Raw genomic sequence first — 12,923 nt, 5'->3', positions numbered from 1 at the left:
TTGACCATCGGCCCGGAAGGTCAAATGACGCGGACCGAGAAGAACACCGCGCGGGTGTTCGGCAGCAGGATGTGCCCTTGTTCGTCGGCCATCTTCCAGTACACCTGGCAATGTCCTGGCCGGTCGGGCGCACGCACCTCGACGGAGACGCGCGCGCGCTCGCCGGGCGCGGTCTGCGGGACGGGGACGCGGTCGGGGGTGCGGCACTCGCCGGGGTTCCCGAACGAACCGGCGCGGACCAGGTAGCGGCCGACCCATCCGACCGATCCCGCGTTGCGGAACTCCCAGATCTTCACGAAGGTCGACCCGGCCGCGACCTCACTGCCGTCGGGCACGGTCACGTCGGCGACGAATTCCGACGCGTCGCCGGCCGGGGCGGCGGGCTCGGAACCGAACGGCGCGGCGAAGACGAACACCAGCGCCGCGACGAGGACGACCGCCACGGCTCCGGCGAGGAGGAACGCCGTCCGGCGCGAACGCTCCGGCGCGGGTTCGGGCGCCGCACCGGCGGCCAGCGCGTCGCGCGCGCGTTCCCATTCACCGCGCCATTCGTGCCGGACCTCGTCCTCGTCACCGCCGAGCACTCCGGCGGCCAGCACGCGGACGAACTCCCAGGACGTCTCCCAGCTGGGCAGCCGCTCGCCGCGGGCGGCTGCCGAAAGCGCGGACTTCGACGCGAGCGCGCCGTACTCGTCGCGCATGCGGTCGTAGGAAGGGTCACCGGCGGCCCGTTTCAGCTCCCACAGCCGCCGCGCGAACTCGGCGACGGGTCCACTGTCCTCCGCCGGACCACGCGCGACCCGTCCGCGGCGTCCGGGCCTCCGCTCGACGTCCATCGCTTCCCACGATATGACCCGATGGCCGGGAAGACCCGGCGGCGTCCCGCCCCCGATCGAGTGGCGGCGTGCGGTGGTGACGGGACGTCCCCACCCGATCACCCATAAAGTAGGCGAATGCAGGCTTCCAAGATCGCGCGTGCCTGGTTCGGCGCGACGGCGCTGGTGGTGATCGCCGGTCTCGCCGCCCAGATCCCGGTCTCCGCGGGCACCACCGGCGGCACCTTCCACACTCCGGCCGGACGGGTGGCCAACCTGCTGGCCTTCTTCACCATCGACTCGAACATCCTGGTCGGCGCCGGCAGCTTGCTCCTCGCGCTCGGCGTCGCGGGCCGGTCGACGCTGTTCGGCGTGCTGCGGCTCACCGGTCTCGTCGGCATCACCGTGACCGGTGTCGTCTTCCAGGTCGCGCTCGCCGATCTCTACGAACTGCACGGCTGGGCCGTTTTCGCCGACACGATGCTGCACAAGGTGTCGCCGTTGATGTGCGTCGCGGGCTGGCTGCTGTTCGGGCCACGCGGCCAGTTGTCGTGGCGGATCCTGTGGTGGTCGCTGCTGTATCCGCTGGCCTGGCTCGCGGTCACGCTGGTGCGCGGCGCGATCATCGGGTTCTACCCGTACCCGTTCGTCGATCCGGGCATCAACGGTTACGGCGGTGTCGCGTTCAACTGCGTGCTGATCGGTGTGCTGTTCATCGGCCTCGCGGCGGCCGCGGTCGGTTTCGACCGCACGTTCAGCCGGCGAGACGAACCCGACGACTACTTAGCCCCGGACCCGGCGGAAAGCGTTGAGCGGATCCGCGACGCCGGCACGTACTAGCGTCCGCACCGCGCCGAGCCGCCGGTCCACCGGTTTCCCGGCGGCCACCCGGTGCATCTGCTGGGTGTGCCACTGGATCTCGAGCAGGCTGTCGGCCAGCCGGATGCCGGTCTTCGGCGCCGTGCGCTGCGCACGGACGTCCTCGCCGCCCAGCAGCCGCCCGGGCAGTGCCGGGTCGACGATCAGCGGCCTGCCGAGACCGATGACGTCCAGCGCGCCGGAGCGCAACGCCTCCGCCATGCCTCGCGCGCTGGTGAAGCCACCGGTGACCATCAGCGCGACGTCGGTGACCTGCCGCGCCTTCGCGGCGTAGTCGAGGAAATAAGCCTCACGGCTGAGGGTGCTCGCCTTGGCGGAACCCATCATGACGGCCTTCTCGTAGGTGCCGCCGGAGACTTCCAGCAGGTCGATGCCTGCTTCGCCCAGTTCACGGACGACTTCGAGCGACTCTTCTTCGCTGAACCCGCCGCGCTGGAAGTCCGCGCTGTTGAGCTTGACCGCGATCGGCACCGTGTCGCCGACCTCGGCGCGCACGCGGGCGACCACTTCCAGCAGGAACCGGCGCCGCCGGAGCGCGTCACCGCCCCAGCCGTCGGTGCGCCGGTTGGTCAGCGGCGACAGGAACTGCGAGACGAGATAGCCGTGCGCCCCGTGGATCTGGACACCGGCGAACCCGGCGTCGACGACGGTCCGCGCGGCCACGCCGAACCGGTCGATGATCGCTTCGATCTCGCCGACGGTCAGTGCCCGCGGCGTCGCGAACACCGAGCGGATGCCGCGGTCGCCGAACGGCACCGCCGACGGCGCGACCGGCTGACGGGACAGGAAGCGCGGGCTTTGACGACCGGGATGGTTGAGCTGAACCCACAGCCGGGACTCGGTCCCGTCCGCCGACCGTGCCCACGGCTTGAACTCGGTCGCGTCCGGCTCCCGAGGGACCGCGACGTTGCGCGGTTCACCCAGCGCGGTCGGATCGACCATGACGTTGCCGGTGATCAGTGTCCCGGCCCCGCCTCGCGACCACGTCCGGTACAGCTCGGCCAGTTCGGCGGTCGGCCGGTTGCGGCGATCGCCGAGCTGCTCGCTGAGCGCGGCCTTGGCCAGCCGGTTCGGCAGGATCGCGCCACACCGCAGTTTCAGCGGTTCGGCCAGCAGTTCCTTGGGCTCGCTCATCTGCGCTTCCTCCCGCCGTTACCTACTGAGCAGTATCCCTACTCGAAGTAACATACTCGCGGTATGTCGAGTACTCAAGGTGCGCCGAGACCGAAGGGGTTGTCGATCACGTAGCGCCAGAGTCCGTCCTCTCCCCGTCTCGCGACGTCGGTGGCCGTCGCGGCGAGGTGACCCTCGATGACCCAGTCGACGATCAGCAAGGCCAGGTCACCGGACACGTGCACCTGGCGCGGAGTGACCTTGATGGGCTGCCCGAGCGCGAGGATCCCGCCGTTCGCGGCCCGGCGTTCCGCGCCGCTCACCCGCACGCCGTCCCGGCGGACGAACACGGCGTCCGGCTCGTAGACGGTGTCGAGGATTTCGGCGGATCCGGTGTTGAAGGCGGTTTGGAAGACGAAGGGGTGTTCGGCGGGGCCGGCGGTCAACGGCACACTGGGGAAATGCGTCATGCGGACAGCGAAACCGACCGCGAAGCAGGTCACCAAACGGAAACCTTCGACGGCGAACTCGTCCCGGACGCCCGCGGCCGGACGCGGAGGCCGGAGCCGGACTGTCCGGTCGAGGTCGCGCTCGCCGCGATCTCGGGCCGCTGGACGACGCTGGTCCTTCGGGAGCTGATGGGCGGCGCCCGATCCTTTAGCGACCTCCGCACGGCGTTGCCCGGTTTGTCCGCGAAGGTGCTGACAGAGCGCCTCGGCGACCTGACCGCGCGCCGCCTCGCCGTCCGCGAGGAACTGCCGGGCTTCCCGAGCCGGACCAGCTATCGGCTCACCGAGGCGGGACTCTCGCTGCGGCCGCTGCTGATCGAGCTGTACCGCTCGGGCTCGGCGCTACAGGCCCTCACGCAGTAGGCGCGGCGCGACCGGCTCCACCCGCGCACGCACCTTCACCTCTTCAGCCATGGTCCGCGCCCAAACCTGCAAGCCCGGGACGTCGATCCCGTGCGGCCGGGCCTCGCGAAACGGCTCGATGTTCTCGGCGCCGCGCTCCAGCAGCGACGCCGCGCCGTTCCCGTTCCCCCTGGCCGCGTGGGTCAGGCCCACGGCGAGCTGCGCGAGACCGCGCCACAGCTCCCGCTCGGGCCCGTCGGTGGACTTCCACGCGTCCTCGAACACCTCGTGCGCGTGAAACGGGCGGCCCGCGTCGAGCAGGCGCTGCGCCTCGGAAACGGTGTCCTCGGGGCTCCGTTCGATGCCCTCGGGCTGGCGTTCGACACCGTCGGCGCCGTACGGAAGCGGCCTGCCGAGACCATCCCGCGGGCGCGCGTTGCGGGCTCGTCCGGCTTCGTCACGGTCCCGGTCGGTCATGCCGACAGTGTCCCACGCGGGTATCCTGGGGCCTCGTGCGCTTTCTCGACGGGCATCGGCCCGCTCACGACCTGACCTACGACGACGTGTTCCTCCTGCCGAACCGGTCGGACGTGGAGTCCCGTTTCGACGTCGATCTGTCCACTGTGGACGGCACCGGCGCGACGATCCCGATCGTGGTGGCCAACATGACCGCCGTCGCGGGCCGCCGGATGGCCGAGACGGTCGCCCGGCGAGGTGGGCTCGTCGTCCTGCCACAGGATGTCGACGTGGCCGCGGTCGCCGACATCGTCAGCTGGGTCAAGAGCCGTCACACGGTGTGGGACACCCCGCTGGTGCTGACCGGCGGAGACGCGGTGGCCGACGCGCTGAACCTGGTCGGCAAACGCGCCCACGGCGCCGTCGTCGTGGTGGACGAGGACGGGAAGCCCGTCGGCGTCGTCGACGAAGCGGCTTGCGCCGGCGTAGACCGCTTCGCGCGTCTCGCCGACGTCGCGGAGCCCGCGGTCGTCACGGTCCCGCTGGACACGCCGCCGCGTGAGGTGTTCGAGCGCCTGCACGACCACGGAGGCCGTCTCGCGCTCGGCATCGACGAAAACGGCAGGCTCGCCGGCGTCCTGACCGAGATCGCGGCGCTGCGCGCGGAGATCTACACCCCGGCCGTCGACGACGGCGGCAACCTGCGCGTCGCCGCCGCGATCGGCGTGAACGGCGACGTCGCGGCGAAGGCCGAGGCCGTCCTCGCGGCGGGCGTCGACGTGCTGGTCGTCGACACCGCGCACGGCCACCAGGAGAAGATGATCTCGGCGCTGAAGGCCGTCCGGTCGGTGAATCCGCGAGTCCCGGTCGTCGCCGGGAACGTGGTCACCGCGGAGGGCACACGCGACCTGATCCACGCGGGCGCGGACGTCGTCAAGGTCGGCGTCGGCCCCGGCGCCATGTGCACGACCCGGATGATGACCGGCGTCGGGCGCCCGCAGTTCTCCGCCGTCGCCGAATGCGCCGCGGCGGCGCGCGAACTGGGCAAACACGTCTGGGCGGACGGCGGCGTACGGCACCCGCGCGACGTCGCGCTGGCGCTCGCCGCGGGCGCGTCGGCGGCGATGGTCGGCTCGTGGTTCGCGGGCACCCACGAATCCCCCGGCGACCTGCGCTACGACGAGCAGGGCAAGCCGTACAAGGAGTCGTTCGGCATGGCGTCGAAGCGCGCCGTCGGCGCCCGCACGCGCACGGACAACGTCTTCGAACGCGCCAAGAAGGGCCTGTTCGAAGAGGGCATCTCGGCGTCGCGGATGGCGCTGGACCCGGCTCGCCCCGGCGTCGAAGACCTGCTCGACTCCATCGGCTCCGGTGTCCGCTCCGCCTGCACGTACGCGGGTGCGCGCACGCTGGAGGAGTTCCACGAGCGCGCGCTGCTCGGGATCCAGTCCGCCGCCGGCTTCGCGGAAGGACGCCCCCTGCCGTCGGGCTGGTGAAACCCGGCGGAGTCCTCTTAGGACTGTCCCAAGAGGACTCCACCGGTTCCGGTTATCCGTGGTCCTCCAGCATCTCGGTGACGAGCGCCGCGATCGGCGAGCGCTCGGACCGGGTCAGCGTGATATGCGCGAACAGCGGGTGACCCTTGAGTTTCTCGATCACCGCCGAAACGCCGTCGTGCCGCCCGACCCGCAGGTTGTCGCGCTGCGCGACGTCATGCGTGAGCACGACCCGCGAAGCGGTGCCGAGCCGTGAGAGCACGGTCAGGAGCACGTTGCGCTCCAAGGACTGCGCCTCGTCGACGATGACGAACGTGTCGTGCAGCGACCGGCCGCGGATATGGGTCAGCGGGAGCACCTCGAGCATGCCGCGATCGAAGACTTCGTCGAGGACGTCCTGGCTGACCAGCCCGCCGAGGGTGTCGAACACCGCCTGCGCCCACGGCTGCATCTTCTCGCTCTCGGAACCGGGCAGGTAGCCCAGATCCTGGCCGCCGACCGCGTACACCGGCCGGAACACGACCACCTTGCGATGCTGGCGGCGTTCCATCACCGACTCCAGGCCCGCGCAGAGCGCGAGCGCCGACTTGCCCGTGCCCGCTCGTCCGCCCAGGGAGACGATGCCGACGTCGGAGTCCAGCAGGAGATCCAGCGCCACCCGCTGCTCGGCCGACCGGCCGTGCAGCCCGAACGCCTCCTTGTCGCCCCGGACGAGCCGGATCCGCTTGTCCGCGGTGACCCGCCCCAGCGCGCTCGAACTGCCCGCGAGCAGCCTGAGCCCGGTGTGACAGGGCAGTTCACCGACCTCCGGCATCCCGAATTCCGCCGGATCCACGGAAGACCCGCTGAACAGCGCGTCGACCAGGGTCTGCGGGACGTCCACGTCCGCCATCCCCGTCCAGCCCGAGGGCGTCACCTCCTGCGCGCGGTACTCGTCGGCTTCGAGGCCGACGGCGCCCGCTTTGACACGCAAGGGGATGTCCTTCGTCACCAGCGTGACCGACGCGCGTTCCGCCGCCAGGTTGAGCGCACAGGCGAGGATGCGGTGGTCGTTGGAGTCGGTGCGGAAGCCGACCGGGAGCACCGTGGGGTCGGAGTGGTTCAACTCCACCTGCAGGGTGCCGCCGTGCTCACCGATCGGGATCGGCGCGTCGAGCCTGCCGTGCTGACGACGCAGGTCGTCGAGCATGCGAAGCGCTTCGCGCGCGAACCACCCCAGTTCGGGATGGTGACGTTTCGCCTCCAGTTCACTGATGACGACCAGCGGGAGCACGACCGCGTGTTCGGCGAACCGGGTCACCGACCAGGGGTCAGAGAGCAGGACCGACGTGTCGAGCACGTAAGTGGACCGCTGGGATTCGGGCGAGATCGAGGCTTTCTCCGGGCCAGGGGCACCGGTCGAAGAACGGCCAGAGGCCTTGCGGGGTGAACGCTGCGCAGTCACGACGGCATCTCCCTCGTGGGCGTGGCACCACGCCCGCACTCGCTGGGCCGGGCACTTCCCTGGCTAACCGTTCCTTCCGACGTCTTTCACGTCAGTCGGCACGGCCACGAGGGCCGGGTGCCGGCCCCCTCGTGCATCCACTGGGCGGCTGTGCCGCCCTGTCGACAACCGCCACGACCAGGGCCTCCCGTGAGAGTCCGCATGGGACGCGAACCCTCACTTCCGGAAGGTACCTGCGTCCGGCCGATCGCGCAGGCAGCCACCACGGTGATTCGCCAAACCGTCATCTCACTGTCGGTCGCGTGACATCAACGCCTGGTCACCATCACGGTGCGTAGTGATGATCTCCATTCAGGGACGCTCGTCGACGTGACCCGGATGGATTAACGCGACACAGGGCGTTCACCTGATGAGACGGAGGGTTCTACCACGCATCGTGGCGGGACGCATTTTGTGCCCGAGACAGAGAACCGGACCGAGTGAAACGCGCCTTTTTCGCCTCACACAATGGGCTTACGAGACGGTCACAAATCCTGAATAGCGAGTAATTTTCTCACTGCGGGACACCCCCACCGGATTCGGTGCCCCCGATCCCTGAACATCTCTACCAAGGAGTGCGAAGTGCTGAAGAAGGCTGGTTTCGTTTCCGCCGTCGCCGCGGGCATCATGATGGTCGGCGGGACCGCGTTCGCCGCCACCGGTGACACCTCGGGCACCCCGGACCCCACGTTCGGCGACGCCTACAACACCTTCATCGAGGGCGGTGGCGCGCTGGGCTACGGCGCCGCTTCCCTGGTCGCCGGTGCCTACGCGGGCGTCGCCACCACGCCGGCTCTGATCCTCCACTCGCTGGAGCACCACCACCACTGATCTTCAGTGTCGACGTCGAAGGCCCCGGAGTGCACGCCGGGGCCTTCGTCATGTCACCGGTCAGGAACCGAAGCGCCGGTGCCGCCACGCGTAATCGCGCATGGCGCGCAGGAAATCGACCCGGCGAAACGCGGGCCAATAAGCTTCGGTGAACCAGAATTCCGAATGCGCCGATTGCCAGAGCAGAAATCCGGAAAGCCGCTGCTCACCCGAGGTGCGGATAATCAGATCCGGATCCGGCTGACCCGAGGTGTACATGTGTTCGGATATGTGGTCGACGTCCAATATCTTCGCGAGCTCGCGGATCGAGGTGCCCTCGTCGGCGTGCTGGAGCAGGAGTTTGCGGACCGCGTCGGCGATCTCCTGACGCCCTCCGTAACCGACCGCGACGTTGACCTCCATCCCGGTGCGCCCCTCGGTGCGCTCCGCGGCCGCGCTGAGGGCCTTCGCGACCTCCGGGGGCAGCAGGTCGAGTGCCCCCACGATGCGAAGCCGCCAAGGCGTGTGCGGCGCGGCGAGTTCGTCGGTGACGTCGGTGATGATCTTCAGCAACGGGCTCAGTTCCTCGGCCGCGCGGCCGAGGTTGTCCGTCGAGAGCAGCCACATGGTGACGACCTCGACGTCGGCCTCGTTGCACCAGCTCAGGAAGTCGGCGATCTTCTTGGCGCCCGCCCGGTGCCCGTCGGCGACGTCGGTGAAGCCCGCTTCGCGCGCCCAGCGGCGGTTCCCGTCCAGCATGATGGCGATGTGGCGTGGATGGCGCCCCTTGGCCTGCTGGATCAGGCGCCTGCCGTAGGCGCTGTACACGACGTCTGACAAGAAGGACCGAAGACTCACGTCAGTGGAGAGTAGTCACCTCGCGAGCCTCAGTGGGACGCGCCACGGACACTGGCGAAAAACCTACGGTGCCGTAACCTGGGTGAGTGAGCGTAGTGACCGAACCCCAGCCGTCCGGCCCCGCGCCCGTAGTGGACACGCGTCCTCGGTTGCGTGGGCACATCCACTTCTGGTCCTTCTTCGGCGCCGTCGCCGGAGCCGCGACTCTCATCAGCCTCGCGGCGTCCACTGTGTCGGGTATCGCCGCTTTGTCCACTTCGGTCTACGGCCTGACCGTGCTCGGCGTCTTCGGCGTCAGCGCGCTGTACCACCGTCGCTTGTGGAGCCCACGAGCATACGAATGGATGAAGCGCGCCGACCATTCGATGATCTTCCTGTTCATCGCCGGCACCTACACGCCGTTCACCCTTCTGGCGATGTCCCAGCCGACCGGGTACATCGTGCTCGCGATCGTATGGGGCGGCGCGATCGGCGGCGTCACCCTGAAGATGCTGTGGCCGAACGCGCCACGCTGGCTCGGCGTGCCGATCTACATCGCGCTGGGCTGGGTCGCCGTCTTCGTCCTGCCGGAACTGGCCACGCACGCCGGTGTCGCGGCGCTCGTCCTGCTCTGCGTGGGCGGGCTGTTCTACACGCTGGGGGCGGTGTTCTACGCGGTGAAGTGGCCGAACCACTTCCCGGACACCTTCGGGTACCACGAGTACTTCCACGCCTGCACGGTTCTCGCCGCGGTTTCCCACTACATCGCGATCTGGCTGGCCATGTACGCCTAGCCAGGTCGTGAGTGATGTGGGTCGTTGGCACCGAAGACGCCTTACCACCTACCGGAGCTGACTGACGGCCGGTCGCGGGGTCCGCGAAGGCGCCTTGGCCACCCTCAAGGGCATGCCAGGAGCTCAAGAGTGGCATGGTCCTGTTTCCGGCGTGTTTCCCTGTTCGGAGTGACTTTTGGTGGAGCGGTGCCGAATCTTGGTGGACCATCGGCGGGGAGCCGTCGTGATCCCGTGGCGCTCGGTCGGTCAGAGTACGTGAAGGTCCCTTCCTTGCGCTGGCCGCAAGGAAGGGACCTTCACGCACCGGACCACTCGGTCAAGCGAGCATTAATCGGATAATTCGCCTTCCCGGGTATCCTTTATGGACGGTTGGGAAACCTCGTTGCGGCGCTCAAGTTCCTGGCATGGACCCTCGCGGGCGAGGGAAGGCATCCTTGCCGACACCAGCGCGGGCCCTGGCAGGCGGCCGGTCACAACGCCTGGTTTTTGATCACCCGCCGGGTACCCGCGAAGAGCATCCCGATGTTCACCGACTTCGGGCAGACCACGACGGCCACGACGTCGGCGTTGTGGTTGTTCCTGATGAACAGGTGCGTCAGGTTGGCGCTGTTGACGAGGATCTCCTGGAAGTAGTGCTCGGCACTGCTGACGCCTCGGCGCTCCTTGAAGATGTTCTCGATCATCACGACCGTGCGGCCTTGGAACAGATCCAAGGTCGCGCCGGCGAGGAGGTCGAGGACCTCCGACGGATGGCTGTCGGTGGTTTCGACGGCCAACAACATGCCGGTCGCCAGATCCACCACTCCGGAGGCGAGGCAGTCGGGCACCTCCTGGCGCAACTGCTTGACCATCAAGGTCATCTGGTCCGACATATTCTGGCCGTTACCCAGCATGTCCATTCTCCTTTTCGGTGTTCGTCCGTCAGTTCGGGTGGAGGGGGCTCAGCAGGCGTTCGCGATGACGGCCGCGAGAATCGAGCGGACGCGCTCGATCGTGACCAGGGAAGCCCGGTGCAACCGGGTGATGTCGAGGCCCTCGTCGCCGAGGACGACCATCAACGACGTGCTGTCGATGGAGTAGACGGCCAGGTAACCGCCGCCGCTACGGACCACCGCGTGCCGGAACGCGCCTTGGGCGACCGCGGAGGTGATGGTCAGTGAGAGGCCCAGCTGAGCGGCGCCGAGTGCGGACACCGCGCCGGGATCGATCCGGTCCTCGGCGTCGGCCGCGATGGGCAGGCCGTCCACGCCGGCGATCAGGGCTCCGGTCACCCCGCTCACTTGCCTTCTCAAGTCGTTCAGCTCGTCGACCAGCGTTTCACGATCCACCTGGTGTTCCCTTCTGCTGCGAGATCTCGTCCGAGTTCGTGCGGTTCACGGAAGGCCCGGCCCGGACGCGGTTGAGCAGCCTGGGCAGTACCTGCCAGCCGGCCGCCCGTGACGGCTTGAGCAGTTCCGACACACCGCTCGCCCCCGGGCTGCGCAGGGGAAGGCCTTTCATGTCACCGCCGGAAACCGACTGGGCTCCGGCTGCGGGCATCCGGGGACGCAGCGGCTTCCGCGAGCCCCCGCCGGGATCCTCGGGAGACTCGACGGCGATCTCGACCAGGCCGTCGCCGATCATCCGGGAGATCTCGATCGTCACGGGAAAGACGTTGCGCCCCGACACGAACGCGATGTCGCGGGCGGAGCGGCGGCCGTTGGCGCCGGCGAGGATGTCGCGCCGGACCGCGGTCGACGCGACTCCCGACGAGGCCACCCCGGCCACTGGCGCGATCCGGTCGCGATGCGGCGAGACCGCCACCGGCAATGACGCGAGAGCGTCAAGGCGGCGCCTGGTCTCGTCGAGCAGCCAGTCGAGCTCGATCGCCGGAGTGACCGGCACCAGCACGTCGAACCGGTTGTAGTCGATGGCGTATTCCTCGATGTCACCCGTCACGATGACGAAAGCGCCGTCCTGCGCGGCCATGGTGGCGACCAGCTGCAGTTCCGTGTTCCCGACCCCGGCGCGAGCGAGAAGCTCGTCCCGCGGCGTCGGACCGCCTGGCCCCGCCCGCAACGCGGCGGACCAGTCGTCCTCGCTGATCCGCCCGGACCGCAGCAGCACGGAGTCCACCCCTGGAGCACCAGGGGTGTCGACGGCGATCACCGCGCCCTCGCGCAGGTGGATCACCCCGCCGGGCCTGCCGGACAGAGACAACGCGCCGGACACCCCGTCGTCGCAACATACGGTCAGCGCCCGCGCGAGCAGTTCGAAGGAAGACCGGGGCATAAGCGCCACTCACTACTTTCTCTTCAGGCGTGCGGAATGGAAACGCGATACGACAGGTGATCGTCGCGCCGCCCTCGCGGAAGTGGCCGACTCTATGACATCGGAACAAGGATTCCCAGGACGTTCCCCCATTTCTCGCAACGTTCGAAAATTCTCGACACCCCTTGGGGCGCAATCGAAATCGGAGGGATTATCACAGACAACGGTGAGCTGCGGACAAATCACCGGCATGCCGTCTACGCGCAGGTCGCGAAGGGTAAGGGCGATGGGAAATGTCCATACCACCGGGGGCTTTTATATCTTTCGCACGGCACGCGCATCCACTGTGGAATATCCGTGGCGGATTCTGGCCAAATTCATTTCTCGCCAGATCACGCCCGGCGCGGGCCGCGGGCCGATTCTCGACCCACGCCGACGGTCTGACCAGGACGGGCACACGCGTGTTCCCTCTGGCACAAGAAAGTGCCTTCTTCCGCACCTCCCGCCGCGTAAGCCATGATCACCACCATGGCCAAGAACGCACCGCCCCGCCGCCTCGATGACGCGGCCCTCAGCGACTTCCTCGCCGAACACACCTTCGGCGCCCTCGCGACCGTCAAACGTGACGGCCGCCCGCATCTCTCCACCGTCGTCTACACGTGGGACCCCGAGACGCGCGAGATCCGGATCAGCACGACCGAGGACCGCCTCAAGGTCAAGCAGCTCCGCAACAACCCCACCGCCTCCCTCTACGTCTCCAGCGCCGACCACTGGAAATTCGCTGTCGTGGAGGGAAAAGCGGAACTGTCCGAAGTCACCCGGACACCCGGCGACACCGCCGGTCTCGAATACCTGGCGGCGCAACGGCAAAAGCCCGACGACGAGGCTGAGTTCCTCGAGACCATCGCGGCCGAACGAAGGCTCTACATCACCCTCAAAACCGACAAACTCTATGGAACGGCCCTCGACATCGCTTGACGTACGCAGCTGGGAAAGGCCGGGTGCGGAGACGTTCGGGCTCGGGCACACCGGGCGGGTCCGGTGCGAGATCGTCACCTGACTCGCGTGGGCGGTCTTCGCCCTGGACTACGGCGTCCGCCTCAAGCACGCCGAGGACAAGCGCGCCTTCCTGAAGCACA

General features: G+C 68.5%; 15 protein-coding genes. 6 read left to right on the top strand and 9 right to left on the bottom strand.

The features are described from left to right. Window positions 1-20: 20 nt before the first annotated feature. Entirely contained in the window at window positions 21-836 is an 816-nt protein-coding gene (locus LCL61_RS13195; protein WP_340687102.1) for an NBR1-Ig-like domain-containing protein, read from the bottom strand. A gap of 117 nt (window positions 837-953) precedes the next feature. On the opposite strand from LCL61_RS13195, the gene LCL61_RS13190 reads away from it, so the two are divergent. Next, window positions 954-1,655, top strand: coding sequence for a Pr6Pr family membrane protein (locus tag LCL61_RS13190; RefSeq protein ID WP_340687101.1), 702 nt, complete (start codon window positions 954-956; stop codon window positions 1,653-1,655). Here LCL61_RS13190 and LCL61_RS13185 read toward each other — a convergent pair. Together LCL61_RS13185 and LCL61_RS13180 are read right to left on the bottom strand one after the other, a co-directional pair. Then, the gene (locus LCL61_RS13185) at window positions 1,599-2,828 is read right to left on the bottom strand and encodes an NADH:flavin oxidoreductase/NADH oxidase family protein (RefSeq protein ID WP_340687100.1); all 1,230 of its coding nucleotides are present in this window, start codon (window positions 2,826-2,828) and stop codon (window positions 1,599-1,601) included. The genes LCL61_RS13190 and LCL61_RS13185 overlap by 57 nt on opposite strands. Before the next feature lie 74 nt (window positions 2,829-2,902). Continuing rightward, entirely contained in the window at window positions 2,903-3,277 is a 375-nt protein-coding gene (locus LCL61_RS13180; protein WP_340687099.1) for a nuclear transport factor 2 family protein, read from the bottom strand. On the opposite strand from LCL61_RS13180, the gene LCL61_RS13175 reads away from it, so the two are divergent. Continuing rightward, window positions 3,269-3,679 (top strand): helix-turn-helix domain-containing protein, encoded by a 411-nt coding sequence (locus LCL61_RS13175; RefSeq protein ID WP_340687098.1) that lies wholly within the window; start codon window positions 3,269-3,271, stop codon window positions 3,677-3,679. The two genes, LCL61_RS13180 and LCL61_RS13175, sit on opposite strands and share 9 nt — an antisense overlap. Here LCL61_RS13175 and LCL61_RS13170 read toward each other — a convergent pair. Then, on the bottom strand, window positions 3,659-4,135 hold the full coding sequence (locus tag LCL61_RS13170) for a DUF309 domain-containing protein (protein ID WP_340687097.1): 477 nt from the start codon (window positions 4,133-4,135) through the stop codon (window positions 3,659-3,661). The genes LCL61_RS13175 and LCL61_RS13170 overlap by 21 nt on opposite strands. A gap of 35 nt (window positions 4,136-4,170) precedes the next feature. Between LCL61_RS13170 and LCL61_RS13165 the strand changes: the two genes are divergently transcribed. Then, window positions 4,171-5,610, top strand: a complete 1,440-nt coding sequence (locus LCL61_RS13165; protein ID WP_340687096.1) for a GuaB1 family IMP dehydrogenase-related protein — start codon at window positions 4,171-4,173, stop codon at window positions 5,608-5,610. A gap of 52 nt (window positions 5,611-5,662) precedes the next feature. On the opposite strand, the gene LCL61_RS13160 is transcribed toward LCL61_RS13165, so the two are convergent. After that, window positions 5,663-6,949, bottom strand: a complete 1,287-nt coding sequence (locus LCL61_RS13160) for a PhoH family protein (RefSeq protein WP_340688566.1) — start codon at window positions 6,947-6,949, stop codon at window positions 5,663-5,665. Between the two features lie 726 nt (window positions 6,950-7,675). Here LCL61_RS13160 and LCL61_RS13155 point away from each other — a divergent pair. Then, window positions 7,676-7,924, top strand: coding sequence for a hypothetical protein (locus LCL61_RS13155; protein WP_340687095.1), 249 nt, complete (start codon window positions 7,676-7,678; stop codon window positions 7,922-7,924). Between the two features lie 60 nt (window positions 7,925-7,984). On the opposite strand, the gene LCL61_RS13150 is transcribed toward LCL61_RS13155, so the two are convergent. Beyond that, complete coding sequence (locus tag LCL61_RS13150; protein ID WP_061986121.1) at window positions 7,985-8,761, bottom strand: isoprenyl transferase; 777 nt, start codon at window positions 8,759-8,761, stop codon at window positions 7,985-7,987. 131 nt (window positions 8,762-8,892) lie between these two features. Between LCL61_RS13150 and trhA the strand changes: the two genes are divergently transcribed. Beyond that, window positions 8,893-9,534, top strand: a complete 642-nt coding sequence (gene trhA, locus LCL61_RS13145; protein ID WP_037342457.1) for a PAQR family membrane homeostasis protein TrhA — start codon at window positions 8,893-8,895, stop codon at window positions 9,532-9,534. A 470-nt stretch (window positions 9,535-10,004) separates the two neighbouring features. On the opposite strand, the gene LCL61_RS13140 is transcribed toward trhA, so the two are convergent. The 3 genes from LCL61_RS13140 to LCL61_RS13130 are packed head-to-tail and all read right to left on the bottom strand — an operon-like array spanning window position 10,005 to window position 11,805. Then, window positions 10,005-10,427 carry a hypothetical protein gene (locus tag LCL61_RS13140; RefSeq protein WP_340687094.1) on the bottom strand — a complete coding sequence of 141 codons (423 nt, stop codon included), beginning with the start codon at window positions 10,425-10,427 and terminating at the stop codon, window positions 10,005-10,007. Between the two features lie 48 nt (window positions 10,428-10,475). Continuing rightward, entirely contained in the window at window positions 10,476-10,862 is a 387-nt protein-coding gene (locus LCL61_RS13135; RefSeq protein ID WP_340687093.1) for a roadblock/LC7 domain-containing protein, read from the bottom strand. Continuing rightward, window positions 10,852-11,805: a hypothetical protein gene (locus LCL61_RS13130; protein WP_340687092.1), complete on the bottom strand. Its 954-nt coding sequence runs from the start codon at window positions 11,803-11,805 to the stop codon at window positions 10,852-10,854. The genes LCL61_RS13135 and LCL61_RS13130 overlap by 11 nt, the downstream gene beginning before the upstream one ends. A 507-nt stretch (window positions 11,806-12,312) precedes the next feature. On the opposite strand from LCL61_RS13130, the gene LCL61_RS13125 reads away from it, so the two are divergent. Further along, window positions 12,313-12,762, top strand: a complete 450-nt coding sequence (locus LCL61_RS13125) for a pyridoxamine 5'-phosphate oxidase family protein (protein ID WP_340687091.1) — start codon at window positions 12,313-12,315, stop codon at window positions 12,760-12,762. Window positions 12,763-12,923: the final 161 nt, after the last annotated feature.

The organism is Amycolatopsis coloradensis, assembly GCF_037997115.1.
GTDB classification, from domain to species: domain Bacteria; phylum Actinomycetota; class Actinomycetes; order Mycobacteriales; family Pseudonocardiaceae; genus Amycolatopsis; species Amycolatopsis coloradensis_A.
The sequence above is the reverse complement of the archived record's forward strand: the minus strand, read 5'-3'. Positions and strand labels throughout refer to the sequence as shown.